Source organism: Collinsella sp. AF39-11AT (assembly GCF_003474585.1).
In the GTDB taxonomy this organism is placed as follows: Bacteria; Actinomycetota; Coriobacteriia; order Coriobacteriales; family Coriobacteriaceae; genus Collinsella.
This window is the reverse complement of record NZ_QROG01000008.1, coordinates 60,280-75,628: the sequence shown is the minus strand read 5'-3', so window position 1 is coordinate 75,628 and position 15,349 is coordinate 60,280. Positions and strand designations below refer to the sequence as shown.

Sequence of the window (15,349 nt, the reverse complement as noted above, 5' to 3'; positions counted from 1 at the left end):
AAAAAGGAGACTTGTTATGGCTATTACCCCTGCAGACATCCAGGCTCAGACTTTCTCTGAGGCCAAGCGTGGCTACGATCCCGCCGAGGTCGACGTCTTCTTGGAGACGCTGTCCTCCGAGGTTGACGCTATGCTCGCTAAGATCGTCGACCTTAAGGGTCGCCTGACTGCTACCGAGCAGCAGCTTGCCGATGCGCAGGCTCAGCTTGCCCAGGCTCAGGATGCCACCGCCCAAGCCGTTCCTGCCGCCCCCGTGGCTGCTCCCGCCCCTGACTTCTCCGCTCAGGAGCGCCAGATTTCCGCTGCCCTGATCGCTGCCCAGCAGACCGCTGAGACCATCGTCAACGATGCCAACGAGAACGCTGAGCGTATCCGCAACGAGGCTGACGCTAAGGCCCGCGAGGTTATCCGCCAGGCTCTGACCGAGAAGCAGGCCGAGCTCGAGGAAATCGATCGTCTCAAGGCTTCCCGCGAGGAGTTCAAGGCCGAGTACCTCAAGCTCATCCAGCACTTCATGGACGATGCCCAGAACTCCTTCCCGGCCGACCTCATGGCCTCCACGCCGGTCGGTTCTGCCGCTTCTCCTGCGGTGACTGTTCCCGCTGAGCCGCTGCCCGTCGCTGACCCGGTTGTCCCCGTGGCCGATCCCTTTGCCCCGATCGACAACTTTGCTGCCGACGACCTGGACTAACATTCGGCCTACAATTTAGTGCCTAGAAAGGACCCGCAGCTTGCGGGTCCTTTTTTATGACTGTGCCGGGGTGCGTAACATAAAAAAACCGAGCCCTGCACATAGTGGCGCAGAACTCAGCGACGGGTGAGCGGTCAAGGGTAGATTTTAAGGTATGTCCAAAAACTACTTGAGGAGGAAGTTGGAGAGGGGAATAGTGCGGGCCTCGCGATGCTCGGGATCGGCGATGTGGTCGGCGGGATAGCCACAGACGAGCATGTGATAGGGATAGACGCCCTTGGGCAGATTGAACTGCTCCTGTGCCACCTCAGGCTTAAAATGGCATACCCAGCACGTTCCTAGGCCCTGCTCGGTGGCCTCCATCATCATCTGATCACACACGATGGACGTATCGATTTCACTGGAATTCATCTGGTCATACGGGCGTACCCAAGCATCATCGGTAACGCAGCAAATAAGGAAGATGAGCGGAGCGCCAAAGATAGACCCATCACGAGCAAACCGAGGCTGACAAGCAGCAGCCTTCTCCAACAGCTCAGGCGTATCCAGCACCATCACACGGGCTGGATGATTATTACAAGCAGAAGGAGCAATACGCCCAGCCTCAACAATGGCATCCACCACAGCCTGCTCAACAGGACGGTCCTCAAAAGAACGACAAGAATACCGACCACGAGCCAGATCCAAATAAGACATACAAGCCCTCCTAAAATTAAAAATCAAACAAACCAAAAGTAACCCAAAGAGTACCCAAAGCAGCAATCAGCCAAACGCTCATCAAGGGCCAAAGTGTCCGAACGGATACCAAAGGTCCCTTCAGCCAAACCCCCATCGCGCTAAATCTATCAGCCAAAGTTCCCAATGGTGGTACGTAAGGCGAAGGGCCGGCCACGGTTTACTTTCGAACGACTCTGCAAAGCAGCCGGAGTGAGAAAGCAAACCGTGGCCGGCCCTTCGCCGCCGGGACACGTACCCCCAATTAACTGTTCTTCATGACAATCGAATCCACGACATCGGCCACATTCTCGCAGCAGTCGGCGCAGTACTCCAGGAAGGCGTACACGTCACGCCAAGCGATGACCTCGAGCGGGTCCTTGCCGTTAACGTGCAGGTTACGCATGGCGTTGATATAGAGCTCGTCGGCCTCGGACTCGATGGTGTTGATCTGGATGACGAGCTCGCGCAGCGTTTTGGACTTGCGGTAGTTAGGCAGCTCGACCATCAGGTCTTTCATGGCGCGGCAGGCGTCGGTCACCTTGTGGGCGATCACGATGGCATCGGGATGGATGCTCTGGATGTTGGTGAAGTAGACGCGCTGCACGACGCCCTCGATACGGTCGAGCACGGTGTCGAGCGAGCAGCTCATCAGGTCCAGATCCTCGCGCTCAAGCGGGGTGATAAAGGCGGTGAGCAGGGCGTCCTCAAGCTCATGGTGCTTCTTGTCGGCCGCATGCTCGATCGCATGCATCTTGTCGAGCATATCGTGAATCTTTGCGGGATCGAAGTTCTCGAAAATCTTGATGAGCAACTCTGCGGCCTGGACAGCAAGGTCGGCGCAGGCGACGTAGTTGTCAAAGTAGAACGAATCGGGTTTCTTTGCCATGGGTGGGTCCTTTCGAGGTGAAGACGGGTGGGCGAAGTGTTGCGGTCCAGATGGACGTTCGGTTTGACTAGAGGAACATCATGAACAGCTTGGCCATGACAAAGCTGATGAGTCCGCAGGCGGGGAAGGTGAAGAACCAGGTGAACATCATGTCCTTGACGACGCCGAAGTTGATGGCCGAGAGGCGCTTGACGGCACCGACGCCCATGATGGCGCAGGTCTTGATGTGTGTGGAGGACACGGGGATGCCGGTAAGGGTGGCAAGCAGCAGGTTCGCGGCGCCCGCCAGGTCGGCGGAGAAGCCCTGGTACTTTTCGAGCTTGACCATGCTCTGGCCAACGGACTTGATGATGCGCTCGCCGCCCACGCTGGTGCCGATGCCCATGGTGGCCGAGCATAGCAGCATAATCCAGATGGGGATGCCGGCATCGCCGACGCTCGTCTGGCCGCTGGCAAAGGCCACGCCTAAAAAGAGCACGCCGATGAACTTCTGTCCATCCTGCGCGCCGTGCATAAAGCTCATGGCCGCAGCGCTCGCGATCTGAGCGTATTTAAAGAAGACATTGGCACGTCGCCTGTTGGCGGCGGCGAAAAGAATCGAGACGAGCTTGCACAGGACCCAGCCCATGACAAAGCCCAGACCGATGGAGAGCGCCAGGCCGTAGATGACCTTCATCCACTCGTGGACGTTGACGCTGCTCGCACCGCCGAGGGCGATGGCGGCACCGGTCAGGCCGGCGATAAGGCTGTGGCTTTGCGAGGTGGGGATGCCAAAACGCGACGCTGTGGCGCCGTAGACGACGATGGAGAACAGCGCCGCGCACAGACAGGCGAGCGCCATGGTGCTGTTTCCTCCAAAGTCGACAATATGGGAGATGGTGTTGGCGACGCTCGCGTTAAAGTGCGTCATGATGAGCACGCCAAGGAAGTTGAATGCGGCACTCATGAGAATAGCGGCGCGGGCGGGCATGCAACGCGTAGTGACGCAGGTCGCGATGGCGTTGGGTGCGTCGGTCCATCCATTGACGAAGATGGCGCCGAGCGCGAGGATCACGGTGACGGCAAGGACTGGGTTCGACACAAGTTGGCCGAGGAAGGTTGAGAACGTTACGTCCATATATGGGCTTTCTCGAAGTTTGCAGGCACGTTACAGAAACATGATAAATCGTATCACCTCCTGCGGGTTTCTTTACCGAGTTCTGATGGGAGCAGTGAATTTTTTGGCACTAAAAATGAATATTAGCCCTGTTGACCGTGGGTGTTCTTTTTGCTAACACACCATGAGGACACGTGCGCGCGCCCCAACACCCCAAAACCACAGCCTGTTCGCTTTACAACATGCAAACATGCGTTCGATAATAGGAGGCATGGAATATCGACAGACAGATGGCAAAACTCGGCGCGTGCACAAGCAGTATGTGGACGTCGTGGCTCGCATCCTCGCGGGCGGACAGGTCGTGCCGGTCACCGTCTGCTGGGTCGACGGTCGTTGCTTTACGATTGACGAGATTGTCTCGACCACTGGGTTTGGCCTGACGGTTCACGGCATTCGTACGGCAACCTATAAGGTGCGTTTTGGCGGGCACGCGACCGAGTTGTATCTGGAGGACCAGGCGCGCGAACGGCCGGACGGCTCGCAGGCCCACGTGATGCGTTGGTGGGTCTGGGCGTTTGACCGCACGCTCGAGGGCGAGCGCCGTAGGTAGGGACGCACGGCGTTCGGGTACAATGGTAGGAATCTTGTCATCTGCTGCGCCGTCATTCGCGGCGCTTTTTGAAAGGACGAAGCTATGAACGATATCCAGGGCTATCAGAACGGCCCCGTCGAGACCGGCGCAAGCCGCGCCAAGGAGATGTCGCCGCGCGCGTACAATCTCGCCATGTCTGCCCTGATCTTCTTGGGCTTTTGCGCCATGGGCGCCGGCGCCTACTTTACGAGCACCATGTCGTTTGCGCGCATGATGATGAGCGGGGCCGCCCTGCCGCTGGTTTTTGGCTCGTTTATCCTGACCATTGTCGGCATCGTCATGATGTCAGCTGCCGCCAGCAAGCAGTCCGTGGGCCTGTCCCTTGTGGGCTACGTAATCTTTGCGAGTACCTTTGGCCTGACCGCGTCGTTTGGCCTTGCCAACTACGACCTGCCCACCATCAACACTGCCTTTATCGCCACGGCCGCCATCACCTTTGTCTTTGGCGCCTTGGGCGTGACGTTCCCCAAGTTTTTCCAGCGCGTATATGGCATCGGTTTTGGCATTCTGCTCGCCACGATTCTGGTTGAGATCGTGCTGATGTTCATGGGCGTCTCGCAGACCATCACCGACCTGATCGTGATCGTGGTGTTCGCCGGCTTTATTGGTTACGACACCTATGTTGCCACGACGGTGCCACCCACGCTGCCCAATGCGGTGCTCATGGCGTCCAACCTGTTCGTGGACATTATCAACGTGTTCCTGCGCATCCTGAACATCCTCGGTCGTCGCGACTAGCGCGGGGGATTGCAGCGTTTCTTGTCGGACGCGGTAAAACGATGCGAAAGGCGGTCCTGCGGGGCCGTCTTTTTTGTGCGCGGCGGGGTATCATGGATGGGAAAAAGCCGATAGCGGCAGCGACAGGAAAGGTGGCCACGTATGGCAGACGTCGACAACAGGAACCGTAACCGCAGGCCCAACCGCGCGGGACAGCCCAACCCCAAGCGCGAGGCCCGCGCCAAGGCCGCCGAGCGTCACGTGGCAACTGTGTCCGAGGCGTGTGCCAAGGATATCGAGCGCTCGCTTGCCGGCGTTCGCGAATTCGACGGTATGCCTGCCGGCTTTGTCGCGGCGATGAAGGCCAAGGCCCAGAAGGCTGCGGCTGCCGAGGAGCCGGTTGCCGAGGAGTCTGAGTCCGCTGAGGTTGCGTCCGCCGAGGCTGAGGTTGCGTCCGCCGAGGCTGAGGTTGCGGCTGAACCTGCGCCCGCAGAGGAGACCGACGAAGTCGAGTCCGCGCCTGCTGCTGAGGAGCCCGCTCCGGTCCTGCCCGAGGTCACTGTGCTTGATGCCTCCGCCACGCAGGCAATCCTCGATAACGGTCGCGGCTATGCGCAGTTCTGCGACATGGCCGTGCTCGCCTTTGCCTCGTTTACCAATCCGGGCGGTGGATATATTCAGGGTTATCTGGGCCAGGAGGCCACGCTGTGCGCCGATTCGTATCTGTACAACGTTCTCGATAAGCAGCGTAAGTGGTACGGCGAGAACCGTCGCCGCAACATCAACTGCGAGCTCTACCGCAACCGTGCGCTGGTGGTGCCTGCGGTGCGCTTCGACCGCAACCACGTGCATGCATACGCCGACGTGATCGTGGCCGCCGCGCCCAACGTTAGGCGCGCCCGCCAGGAGTATCGCGTGAGCGACGATGCTCTGCTGGATGCCCTGCGCGACCGCATCCGCTTTGTCCTTGCCATCTGCGATGAGCTTGGTCGCGAGAAGCTCGTGCTGGGTGCTTGGGGCTGCGAGAACAACGGCTTTGATGCCGAGGCCGTGGCCGAGCTCTTCCGCAAGGAGCTCGCGTCGGGCGACTTCAAGGTCAAGCAGGTCTTCTTTGCCGTGCCCTCTACGCGCTGGGATGAGGACTTTGCCAAGTTCGAGCACGTGCTGGCAAACTTCCCCGAGCGCAACGAGGAGTCCTATGCCCAGGTTGCCGCCCGCGCCGCAGCCGCTCGCGCCGCCGAGCAGGCCCAGACAGCAGTCGAGGATGATGAGGACGAGGATGACTGGCGCAAGTACCTGTAAGCGGTGCGCGCGATGTGATATGCCAAGCCGACGGGAGGGGTTGCCCCCGTCGGCTTTTTACTGAATGAGGAGCTCAAGATGAAAAACGTTCTGTGCTTTGGTGACAGCAACACCTATGGCTATGATCCGGCGGGCATGCGCGACGGTACCGCGGTGCGCTATGCGCAGGATGTGCGCTGGTGTGGCGTGGTCCAACGTGACTTAGGCGAGGGCTGGCATGTAATTGAAGAAGGCCTCAACGGCCGCACGACGGTACGCGACGACATGTGCCATCTGGACACTAACCTCAACGGCATTCGCGCGCTTCCGATGCTGCTCGAGGCCCATAAGCCGCTGGACGCCATTGTGATCATGCTGGGCACCAACGACTGTAAGACGGTCTTTAACGTGACAGCTTCCGATATCGCCCGTGGCGCCATGGCGCTGATTCGCGCCGTCCGCGCGTTTCCGTGGACCGACGCTGCGCCTTGCCCGCGCATCCTGCTGATGGCTCCTATCAAGATCAAGCCGCAGATCGCCGATGTATATATGACCGATTTTGACGAGCGTTCCGTCGAGGCATCTGAACATTTTGGCGAGTACTATGCGCACGTGGCCGAGCAGTTTGGCTGCGACTTTTTGAATGCCGCCGAGTTTGCCGAGCCGGGCGATATCGACTATCTGCATATGATGCCCGAAAGCCACGAGAGCTTGGGACATGCCGTGGCAGCCAAGCTCCAAGAGATGCTCGGTGAGTAGCACGGCCCCAAACCACCACAGAGTTCCCCTTGCGGGGGCTTGTTTCGTTTGTTTGTCTTGATCTGTAACAGTTCCAAGGCCGAAAACGGGCTAGATGTTACAGATTAAGATTATTTAGGTCGATATCGATTGTTTGTCTTGATCTGTAACATCTAGGGTCGATTTTGCCGAGTTACTGTTACAGATCGAGATGTTTGTGGGAGCCACCGCAAAGGTGCCTGTCCCCTTTGCGGCGGTTTTGGGCTGCGAATCTTAATATTGCCACATGTGATTGACGGGGCCGGAGCCTTTGCCCATGTTCAGGCCGGCGGCCAGAGCGCCGGTTAGGTAGGCCTTGCCGCCGTTGACGGCGTCGGCAAGATCCATGCCCTGGGCCAGCGCGCAGGCGATGGCGGACGAAAGCGTGCAGCCGGTGCCGTGTGTGTTGTCGGTCTCGATGCGCTTGTGGCGGAACCACGTGGTGAGCGGATCGCCCAGATGGTTGCCCTCGTCATCGAGTGGCGCGGGTTCGGCCAATACATCGTTAGCCTCGTTGACAAGATGCCCACCCTTAACGAGGGATGCGCAACCAAAGCGGCGGGTGAGGAGCATGGCAGCATTTTGCTGTGTGCGCTCGGAGTCGACCTCGTAGTCAAGCAGGGCCATGGCCTCGGGAATATTGGGCGTGATGACGGTTGCTAGTGGGAACAGGCGGCGGGTGAGCGCCTCGGCGGCATCTTCGGTAATCAGCCGTGCGCCCGAGGTGGCTACCATGACGGGGTCGACGACCACGTTTGTCGCGTTCCAGGCGCTCAGGCGGTCGGCGATAACCTCGATAATCTCGGCAGAGGAAACCATGCCGATCTTGACGGCGCTGGGGCGGATATCGTCAAATACGGCGTCGATCTGCGCAGCGACGATATCAGGGGAGATATTCTGCACGGCGGTGACACCGAGCGTGTTTTGTGCGGTGATGGCGGTGATGGCCGTCTCGGCATACAGGCGGTGCGCCGTGATGGTCTTGATGTCGGCCTGAATGCCGGCGCCACCGCTGGAATCGGATCCTGCGATGGACAGGACGGCAGGTACCTTACTGCGATCCATGTTTGCTCCCTTGTTCGGTCGGAATCAAATGGGTCTTTAAGCCAGCATTATAAAGATGCCCGGGCCGACTCTATGTCGAACCCGGGCGGGCGATGCAATCTTTACGCAAATGTAAGCAAATGTTCACACGTCAACAATTGACGAACACCATGTTACCGATTGTGGCTCCGGTGACGAGTTAGTCCTCCATGCCGAGGTCGATCGTCGTGCCTTCGAACACCTTGTTAACGGTGCGGACGGCGCACATCTTGCCGCACATGGTGCAGGTGCCCTCGGTGGCGGCGGGGGATTCTTCGTAGCGTTTCTTGCCGGTGACCGGGTCGAGAGCACACTTCCACATGGCATCCCAGTCGAGCTTGCGGCGTGCCTGGCCCATCTTGTCGTCCATGTCGCGGGCGTGCGGTACCTTCTTGGCGATATCGGCGGCGTGCGCGGCAATCTTAGTGGCCATGAGGCCATCGAGCACGTCCTGGGCGTTGGGCAGGCACAGGTGCTCGGCCGGCGTCACGTAGCACAGGAAGTCGGCACCGGAGCTGGCGGAGATGGCACCGCCGATGGCAGCGGTGATGTGGTCGTAACCCACGCCGATATCGGTCACCAGCGGCCCGAGCACATAGAACGGGGCGTTGTGGCACAGGCGCTTCTGCAGTTTCATGTTGGCGGCGATCTCGTCGAGCGCCATGTGACCCGGGCCCTCGACCATGACTTGGACGCCGGCGGCCCAAGCGCGCTTGCACAGCTTGCCCAGCTCGATCATCTCGGCGGTCTCGGTGGCGTCGTTGGAGTCGTAGAGGCAGCCCGGGCGGCAGGAGTCGCCGAGCGAAATCGTCACGTCGTACTCGTGGCAAATCTCGAGCAGCTCGTCAAAGTACTCGTAGAAGGGGTTTTCGTTGCCGGTGACCTCCATCCAGCCAAACAGCAGCGAGCCGCCGCGGCTCACGATGTTCATCAAGCGGCCGGTCTCCTTAAAGGTCTTGGTGACCGACTTGTTGATGCCGCAGTGGATGGTCATAAAGTCCACGCCGTCCTCGGCGTGCGCGCGCACGACCTCGAACAGGTCATCCTTGGTAAGCTTGACCAGCGGCTTTTCCATGTAGCCGATGGCGTCGTACATGGGGACGGTGCCCACCATGAGCGGCGTCTCGTCGATGAGCTGCTGGCGGAACTGGCGCGTCTTGCCCGAGTTGGAAAGGTCCATGATGGCGTCGGCGCCAAAGTCCTCGGCGATCTTGACCTTCTTCCATTCCTCGGCGGCATCGGCTTTATCGCCCGAGATGCCCAGGTTGACGTTGACCTTAGTAGACAGGCCCTCGCCGACACCAAAGGCGCGCATGCCTTTTTTGATGTGCACGATGTTGGCGGGAATGGCGATGCGGCCGTCGGCCACGCGCTCGCGGATGTACTCGGGGTCGCGATGCTCGCGCTCGGCGACTTCCTTCATCTGCGGCGTGATCTGCCCGGCGCGGGCGAAGTCGATTTGCGTGACGAGCTTGGGCTCGGTCTGTGTGCTCATTGGCACGGCTCCCTTCGTTGGCATTACCCATATCAGGTTTGCGGGTCAGGGCGGGCGCGCCCAGTCTCAGCCTGCCGTCTTGTCCTGCAAGCTCCCCGTTTATGTAATGGGCTCAAGTATAGCTCGAATGGGTACGATTGGCCTAACGAGCGTGCCTGTGGGGAGGCGAACATGGAAGACAAGCATCTATATCGAGAGACGCAATGGGATGTATCGGCCGAGGAAAGCCGTGCGCACCATGGCCTTGTCGCGATTGGTTTTGCGGTGCTTGCCGTGCTGGTGATTGCCTTTTGTATCTGGACGTTTGGCGGTCACGGCGGCGCTGCATGGGAGTTCGAGGCTGATGATAGCCTACCGATTATGACGGTGAGGAGTACTGGCGGTAATGCCAATACGCTCGCCGTTCCAGGCGACTATTGGTATCCGCGCGACGAGTTTGTGCAGCTGCAGTTGAGTGGTGGGTCGATTCCTGGTGAAGAAATCGAACGCGTGACTTACGACGTGGCGCTTAAAACGCTGACGGTGCAGCTCAAAGACCGGGGAGACGTCCCCACGACCATGGATATCGCCCTGACGGAATGGCGTCTGGAGCCTCCTGCGGGTGTTACGGTGTCCGAGGTCGAGCACGTAAAGATTACTTATCAAGATGGCTCGACGAGCGAGATTGCAAAGGCCGATGGCTTGGCGGAGTAACGGGGTGTTTGGAAACGGTGGGCCTATTGTGCCCGCGCGTTCATGAAAACCAGGGAGTCTTTGTCTGAAAGCTCGGGGATGTGACGATAGCCGATGTTGAATGCGGTAAGTTCGCTTGTATCCTCGAGCTTGTTTTCTGCCATCCACCGCACCATGGCGCCGCGCGCCTTTTTGCTGGCGGTCGAGCGCTGGATGGGCTTGCCGTTGCGGATGCCTTCGCCAAAGAGGCATGTGACGACCGTGGCGTCGCCCGCGAGGTGGGGCAGAACGGCTTTGGCATACTCTACGCTGGCGAGGTTGACGATCGTGGTGTTTGAGCCTGCCGGGGCGATAGCCCGCGCGAGCTTGTCGCTCCAAAACGCGTAGAGGTTTCGGGCATCGTCGACGGCGAGCTTCGCGCCCATCTCCAGTCGATACGGTTCAACGGCATGAAAGGGGCGTGCGCATCCGTAAAGGCCCGAGAGGATCCACAGATGGTCTTGCAGCCATGCGAGCTGTGCGGCATCCATGACCTCGGGCGCCATGCTCTGGTATTGAATGCCGTGATAGGACATGACGGCAGGGGAGAGGTGACGGGCGAGTGCGGGATTGTCAAGATCGCCGTTATTCAGGATGGGCCGGAACTCACGCAGGGTGTTGAGGCAAGGTCCCAGCAGTTTGTCACTCACGTTCCACAGCGCCTGCAGGCCGCCGCTGCCTTCATTCCGCTCGATATCTAGCAATGCGCGGTGGAGGCGAGCCGTCTCGTGCGCAGAGGGTGGAATGCCCTGGACTTCAAAAGCATCTTGGGCCGCGCGCATTTGCTTGGCGGGCGAAATGATGACCTGCAGCATGGACTCTCCTCTGCCAAGAAGGAAGTTGCGGTGGAATACGGTCTGTCTTGGCCGTTTATGGGCCAGTTTAGTCCGTATTTCACCGCAACTGATGAAGGGTCGGTTAGGCGCGCTCGAGGAAGGCCTTGTAGCCGCGATAGGCCTCGTAGATATCGGCCTTGTTAGCGACCTCCCACAGGGCGTGCATGGACAGGACGGCAACGCCGGAGTCGATGACGTTCATGCCGTACTCGGCCATGATGTAGGCGATGGTGCCGCCGCCGCCCGCGTTGACGCGGCCGAGCTCGCAGGTCTGGAAGTCAACGCCCGCCTCGTCCATGATGTCGCGGATGAGGGCCACGTACTCGGCGTCGGCGTCGTTGGAGCCGCCCTTGCCGCGGCTGCCCGTGTATTTGTTAAAGCACAGGCCGCGACCCATAAAGGCTGCGTTCTTGGTCTCGAACTTGCCGGCGTAGCCCGGGTCAAAGCCGGCGGACACGTCAGAGGAGAGCATGCGGCTGCGGGCGAGTGCGCGGCGCAGGGCCAGCGGGCTGCTCTCGCCGGCGAGCGTCATGATTTCGGCGACGGTGTTCTCGAAGAAACGGCTCGTCATGCCGGTGGCACCCACGGAGCCGATCTCCTCCTTGTCGACGATGAGCGTGATGCTCGTGCGCTCGACGTCTGCCACGTTGATCTGAGCGAGCATGGAGGGGTAGGCGCAGACGCGGTCGTCGTGGCCATAGCCCAAGATCATGGAGCGGTCGAGACCCATGTCGCGGGCGGGGCCGGCGGGCACGACCTCGATCTCGGCAGAGAGGAAGTCCTCCTCCTCGACGTCGTACTGTTCCTTGAGGATGTCCAGGAACATCTGTTTGACGGGCTCCTTGGGGGCGTCCTTGTCGTCCTCGTCAAACTTGACGGGGCGGCCGCCCACGATCACGTCGAGGATCTCGGCGTCGACGGCGTCCTTGGCGGGCTTGGCCATCTGCTCGCTCGAGAGGTGGATCAGCAGGTCGGAGATGGTAAAGACCGGATCGTCGGCCTTGTCGCCGATGTTGATGTCGACGGTGGTGCCGTCCTTTTTGCAGATGACGCCTACGAGCGCGAGCGGGGAAGCGACCCAGTGGTAGCTCTTGACGCCGCCATAGTAGTGCGTGTCGAGATAAGCCATGTCGCCGGCCTCGAAGGCGGGGTTCTGCTTAAGGTCCAGGCGCGGCGAGTCAACGTGGGCGCCCAGGATGTTAAAGCCCTGCTCGAGCGGGGCGGTGCCCAGGTTGACGAGCATGAGGTCCTTGCCGTGATTGGCGGCGTACACCTTGTCGCCGGCCTTGAGCGCGCGTCCCTCGGCGATCACAGTCTCCAGGTCGACGTATCCCGCCTCCTCGGCCATCTTGATACCGGTCTTGACGCACAGGCGCTCGGTCTTGTTCTCGCTCAAAAACTGCTTATAGCCGCGGCAAAGCTCCTCGAGCTCCTCGACTTGCTGTGGCGTGTACTTTTTCCATGCGCAGGGACGCTCCATGACGCAGGCTCCTTTCGGATCGATCGTGCTGGTTGATGTACCGTGAGCCATCGTATCACGCGCGGGCTCACGGTGGCGGGGGAGCTTGATGTGCGGTGGCCGCGGGGCGGGGAGCGTGTAAACTGGAGTGAGCAAACCGTGCCCAGTCCAAAGCGAGGTATTTAATATGTCTGACAAGCGCCGCACTTTTGCCGTTATCGACGGCAACTCGCTCATGCACCGCGCCTTCCACGCCGTGCCGCCCACCATGAACGCGCCGGACGGTCGCCCCACCAACGCGATCTTTGGCTTTCTGAACATGTTTCTTAAGATGATCGATGCCTTTAACCCCGACGGTGTGGTCGTGGCGTTTGACAAGGGCAAACCGCGCGTGCGCATGGAGATGCTGCCGCAGTATAAGGCGCAACGCCCGCCCATGGACCCCGATCTGCATGCGCAGTTTCCGATGATCAAGGAGCTGCTCGGTGCGCTCAATGTGCCGATTCTGCAGTCCGAGGGCTGGGAAGGCGATGACATCCTGGGCACTATGGCGCGCCTGGGCGAGCAGGCCGGCTGTGACATGCTGCTGGTGACCGGCGACCGTGACATGTATCAGCTTGTGACCGAGCACGTTAACGTGGTCTCGACTCGCAAGGGCCTGTCCGACGTGGCGATCATGACGCCCGAGAGCGTAGACGACCTGTATCACGGCATTACGCCGGCGCTCGTGCCCGATTTTTACGGTCTGAAGGGCGATACGTCGGACAACATTCCCGGCGTACCGGGCATCGGCCCCAAAAAGGCGAGTGCGCTCATTGCACAGTACGGCAGCCTGGACGAGGTCATTGCGCACGCTGACGAGGTCAAGGGCAAGATGGGCGAGAACCTGCGTGCACACATCGACGACGCGCTGCTGAGCCGTAAGGTGGCGACCATCCGCACCGATGCGCCCGTCGAGCTCGACTTTGACGCAACGTCCTTCCCGGCGTTTTCTGCCGACGAGGTGTCCGCGGCGCTGGGCACGCTCGGCATCACGGCCATGCAGAACCGTTTCCTCTCGCTGATTGGCGGCGAGGGTGGGGCTGCGGCCGCTGGCAGCGCGTTTGAGATGCCTGCCGTTTCGCGTGCCGCCGCCGGCGATGCCGACGCGCTTGGCGCCGTTGCGGCTGAGGTCTCCCGCGCGATTGATGCCGGCGAGTGGGTCGCCGCCGTGGTGGACGACGACAAGGAAGAGGGCGCGCTCTTTGGACTGACGCGCACGCTGTGGCTGGCGACGTCCAAGGGCCTGTTCGCGCTCGAGGAGGGCGACAGCGGTGCGGCGGCTGAGGTTGAGGGCTTCAACTTCGTCCGCGGCGTGATCGCTGGCGTGCTCGCGCGCCTGTTTATGGAGGGCCGTGTGGCGAGCCCGGATATGAAGGCGCTGCTGCATGAGCTTTCGCCCATTGATTCTTCTGAGCCCGAGCTTATGGATCCGCTGGCCGTCGATTCCACGCGCATCTTCGATACCGTGGTCGCCGCCTACCTGCTGGATTCCGACCGCTCCGAGTTTGATGAGGCGTATCTGGCTGATACCTATCTGCAGATGGCGCTGCCTGCGGCGCGCGGCGCGGAGGGTGCCGGCGAGCACGCTCCTGTTCCCGCTGCCCGCACTGCGGCCCTGACGCTGACGCTCGTGGCGCCGCTGCGCGACCGCATGGCCCGTGAGAACGCTGCCAACGTGTTCGATGGCATCGAGATGCCGCTCGTGCCGGTGCTTGCCAAGATGGAGCGCGCGGGCATGCTCGTGGATCCCGACCGCCTGCGTAATCTGTCCGAGGGCCTGGCGACCCAGATCACCGAGGTCGAGCGCAGCATTCGCGACCTAGCGGGTGATGAGACCTTTAATATTGGCAGTCCCATGCAGCTGTCGCATGTGCTCTTTGATGTGATGGGGCTTCCGACCAAGGGCCTCAAGAAGACTAAGCGCGGCTACTATTCGACCAACGCCAAGGTGCTGAGCGACCTTGCGCGTGACCACGAAATCGTGCGTCTGATCTTGGACTGGCGTGAGAAGTCTAAGATCAAATCCACCTATCTGGACACCCTGGGCCCGCTGCGCCGTGGTGACGGCCGTGTGCACACCACGTACAACCAGACCATCACGGCGACGGGGCGTCTGTCTTCGAGCGACCCCAATCTGCAAAATATTCCGACTCGCTCGGAGCTGGGGCGTACTGTCAAGACGGCGTTTTCGGCAGGCGAGGGAAGCGTCTTTTTGGCGGTGGACTACTCGCAGATCGAGCTGCGTCTGCTGGCACATCTTTCGGGTGACGAGCACTTGGTGCGCGCCTTTAACGAGGGCGAGGACTTCCATGCCGAGACGGCCGCGCGCGTGTTTGGCGTGCCGGTGTCCGAGGTGACGCCCGACTTGCGCAGCCGCGCCAAGGCCGTGAACTTTGGCATCGTGTATGGTCAGCAGGCCTACGGCCTGTCGCAGTCGCTGCATATCTCGATGGCCGAGGCACGCGACATGATCGACCGTTACTACGAGGCCTACCCGGGCGTGCGCACGTTCCTCGACAATGTGGTGGCACGTGCCAAGCAGACGGGCTACGCCGAGACCATGTACGGCCGCCGTCGCCATATTCCTGAGCTCAAGGCCAAAAACCCGCAGCTCCGCGGCTTTGGTGAGCGCACGGCCATGAACCACCCCATGCAGGGTACCGCCGCCGACATCATCAAGATCGCGATGGCCCGCGTGAGCCGCCGACTGGAAGAAGAAGGCTTTGCCGCTCACATGATCCTGCAGGTACACGACGAACTGGACTTTGAGTGCCCCGTCGACGAAGTCGAGCGCCTAACCACCATGGTCCGCGACGTCATGGAACACGTCGTAGACCTCCGCGTACCGTTGATCGCCGAAGCCAGCACCGGCATAACCTGGGCCGACGCGAAATAGGGAAGCACTC

14 protein-coding genes and 1 riboswitch are annotated in these 15,349 nt (G+C 60.6%); of the genes, 7 read left to right on the top strand and 7 right to left on the bottom strand.

The genetic code is table 11. The features are described from left to right. Window positions 1–16 precede the first annotated feature (16 nt). Window positions 17–691, top strand: coding sequence for a DivIVA domain-containing protein (locus DW037_RS04915; protein WP_006234242.1), 675 nt, complete (start codon window positions 17–19; stop codon window positions 689–691). A 165-nt stretch (window positions 692–856) separates the two neighbouring features. On the opposite strand, the gene DW037_RS04910 is transcribed toward DW037_RS04915, so the two are convergent. The 3 genes from DW037_RS04910 to DW037_RS04900 form a co-directional block, all read right to left on the bottom strand. Further along, entirely contained in the window at window positions 857–1,387 is a 531-nt protein-coding gene (locus DW037_RS04910; RefSeq protein WP_117584220.1) for a nitroreductase family protein, read from the bottom strand. A gap of 283 nt (window positions 1,388–1,670) precedes the next feature. Further along, window positions 1,671–2,294, bottom strand: coding sequence for a DUF47 domain-containing protein (locus DW037_RS04905; RefSeq protein ID WP_117584219.1), 624 nt, complete (start codon window positions 2,292–2,294; stop codon window positions 1,671–1,673). Window positions 2,295–2,361: 67 nt separating this feature from the next. After that, complete coding sequence (locus DW037_RS04900; protein ID WP_117584218.1) at window positions 2,362–3,411, bottom strand: inorganic phosphate transporter; 1,050 nt, start codon at window positions 3,409–3,411, stop codon at window positions 2,362–2,364. 250 nt (window positions 3,412–3,661) lie between these two features. Here DW037_RS04900 and DW037_RS04895 point away from each other — a divergent pair, with 250 nt between their 5' ends. From DW037_RS04895 to DW037_RS04880, 4 genes are all read left to right on the top strand, one after another. Beyond that, window positions 3,662–4,000, top strand: a complete 339-nt coding sequence (locus tag DW037_RS04895) for a hypothetical protein (protein ID WP_117715971.1) — start codon at window positions 3,662–3,664, stop codon at window positions 3,998–4,000. Between the two features lie 84 nt (window positions 4,001–4,084). Further along, window positions 4,085–4,780, top strand: coding sequence for a Bax inhibitor-1 family protein (locus tag DW037_RS04890; RefSeq protein WP_117584216.1), 696 nt, complete (start codon window positions 4,085–4,087; stop codon window positions 4,778–4,780). A gap of 141 nt (window positions 4,781–4,921) precedes the next feature. Then, complete coding sequence (locus DW037_RS04885; RefSeq protein ID WP_117584215.1) at window positions 4,922–6,061, top strand: TIGR02452 family protein; 1,140 nt, start codon at window positions 4,922–4,924, stop codon at window positions 6,059–6,061. Between the two features lie 78 nt (window positions 6,062–6,139). After that, entirely contained in the window at window positions 6,140–6,799 is a 660-nt protein-coding gene (locus tag DW037_RS04880) for an SGNH/GDSL hydrolase family protein (RefSeq protein WP_117584214.1), read from the top strand. 252 nt (window positions 6,800–7,051) lie between these two features. Here the strand turns inward: DW037_RS04880 and thiD are convergent, their stop codons facing one another. Together thiD and thiC are read right to left on the bottom strand one after the other, a co-directional pair. After that, window positions 7,052–7,882, bottom strand: coding sequence for a bifunctional hydroxymethylpyrimidine kinase/phosphomethylpyrimidine kinase (gene thiD, locus DW037_RS04875; protein ID WP_117584213.1), 831 nt, complete (start codon window positions 7,880–7,882; stop codon window positions 7,052–7,054). A gap of 178 nt (window positions 7,883–8,060) precedes the next feature. Next, complete coding sequence (gene thiC / locus DW037_RS04870) at window positions 8,061–9,395, bottom strand: phosphomethylpyrimidine synthase ThiC (protein ID WP_099431544.1); 1,335 nt, start codon at window positions 9,393–9,395, stop codon at window positions 8,061–8,063. Beyond that, a riboswitch (TPP riboswitch) is annotated at window positions 9,388–9,503 on the bottom strand. (Overlaps the previous gene by 8 nt.) A 63-nt stretch (window positions 9,504–9,566) precedes the next feature. On the opposite strand from thiC, the gene DW037_RS04865 reads away from it, so the two are divergent. Then, entirely contained in the window at window positions 9,567–10,088 is a 522-nt protein-coding gene (locus DW037_RS04865) for a hypothetical protein (RefSeq protein WP_117584211.1), read from the top strand. A 23-nt stretch (window positions 10,089–10,111) separates the two neighbouring features. On the opposite strand, the gene DW037_RS04860 is transcribed toward DW037_RS04865, so the two are convergent. Both DW037_RS04860 and DW037_RS04855 read right to left on the bottom strand, forming a co-directional pair. Next, complete coding sequence (locus tag DW037_RS04860) at window positions 10,112–10,921, bottom strand: YaaA family protein (protein ID WP_117584210.1); 810 nt, start codon at window positions 10,919–10,921, stop codon at window positions 10,112–10,114. Between the two features lie 103 nt (window positions 10,922–11,024). Continuing rightward, on the bottom strand, window positions 11,025–12,422 hold the full coding sequence (locus DW037_RS04855; RefSeq protein ID WP_117584209.1) for an aminopeptidase: 1,398 nt from the start codon (window positions 12,420–12,422) through the stop codon (window positions 11,025–11,027). 166 nt (window positions 12,423–12,588) lie between these two features. Between DW037_RS04855 and polA the strand changes: the two genes are divergently transcribed. Beyond that, a complete protein-coding gene (gene polA / locus DW037_RS04850; protein ID WP_117584208.1) occupies window positions 12,589–15,339 on the top strand; it encodes a DNA polymerase I in 2,751 nt (916 codons plus the stop codon). Window positions 15,340–15,349: the final 10 nt, after the last annotated feature.

Excerpts from the sequence above, each read along its gene's own strand:
- DW037_RS04910 (WP_117584220.1), bottom strand. The coding sequence starts at position 1,387 with ATGTCTTATTTGGATCTGGCTCGTGGTCGGTATTCTTGTCGTTCTTTT.
- DW037_RS04890 (WP_117584216.1), top strand. The coding sequence starts at position 4,085 with ATGAACGATATCCAGGGCTATCAGAACGGCCCCGTCGAGACCGGCGCA.
- DW037_RS04885 (WP_117584215.1), top strand. The coding sequence starts at position 4,922 with ATGGCAGACGTCGACAACAGGAACCGTAACCGCAGGCCCAACCGCGCG.
- DW037_RS04880 (WP_117584214.1), top strand. The coding sequence starts at position 6,140 with ATGAAAAACGTTCTGTGCTTTGGTGACAGCAACACCTATGGCTATGAT.
- thiD (WP_117584213.1), bottom strand. The coding sequence starts at position 7,882 with ATGGATCGCAGTAAGGTACCTGCCGTCCTGTCCATCGCAGGATCCGAT.
- thiC (WP_099431544.1), bottom strand. The coding sequence starts at position 9,395 with ATGAGCACACAGACCGAGCCCAAGCTCGTCACGCAAATCGACTTCGCC.
- DW037_RS04915 (WP_006234242.1), top strand. The coding sequence starts at position 17 with ATGGCTATTACCCCTGCAGACATCCAGGCTCAGACTTTCTCTGAGGCC.
- DW037_RS04855 (WP_117584209.1), bottom strand. The coding sequence starts at position 12,422 with ATGGAGCGTCCCTGCGCATGGAAAAAGTACACGCCACAGCAAGTCGAG.
- DW037_RS04900 (WP_117584218.1), bottom strand. The coding sequence starts at position 3,411 with ATGGACGTAACGTTCTCAACCTTCCTCGGCCAACTTGTGTCGAACCCA.
- DW037_RS04865 (WP_117584211.1), top strand. The coding sequence starts at position 9,567 with ATGGAAGACAAGCATCTATATCGAGAGACGCAATGGGATGTATCGGCC.
- DW037_RS04905 (WP_117584219.1), bottom strand. The coding sequence starts at position 2,294 with ATGGCAAAGAAACCCGATTCGTTCTACTTTGACAACTACGTCGCCTGC.
- DW037_RS04895 (WP_117715971.1), top strand. The coding sequence starts at position 3,662 with ATGGAATATCGACAGACAGATGGCAAAACTCGGCGCGTGCACAAGCAG.
- polA (WP_117584208.1), top strand. The coding sequence starts at position 12,589 with ATGTCTGACAAGCGCCGCACTTTTGCCGTTATCGACGGCAACTCGCTC.
- DW037_RS04860 (WP_117584210.1), bottom strand. The coding sequence starts at position 10,921 with ATGCTGCAGGTCATCATTTCGCCCGCCAAGCAAATGCGCGCGGCCCAA.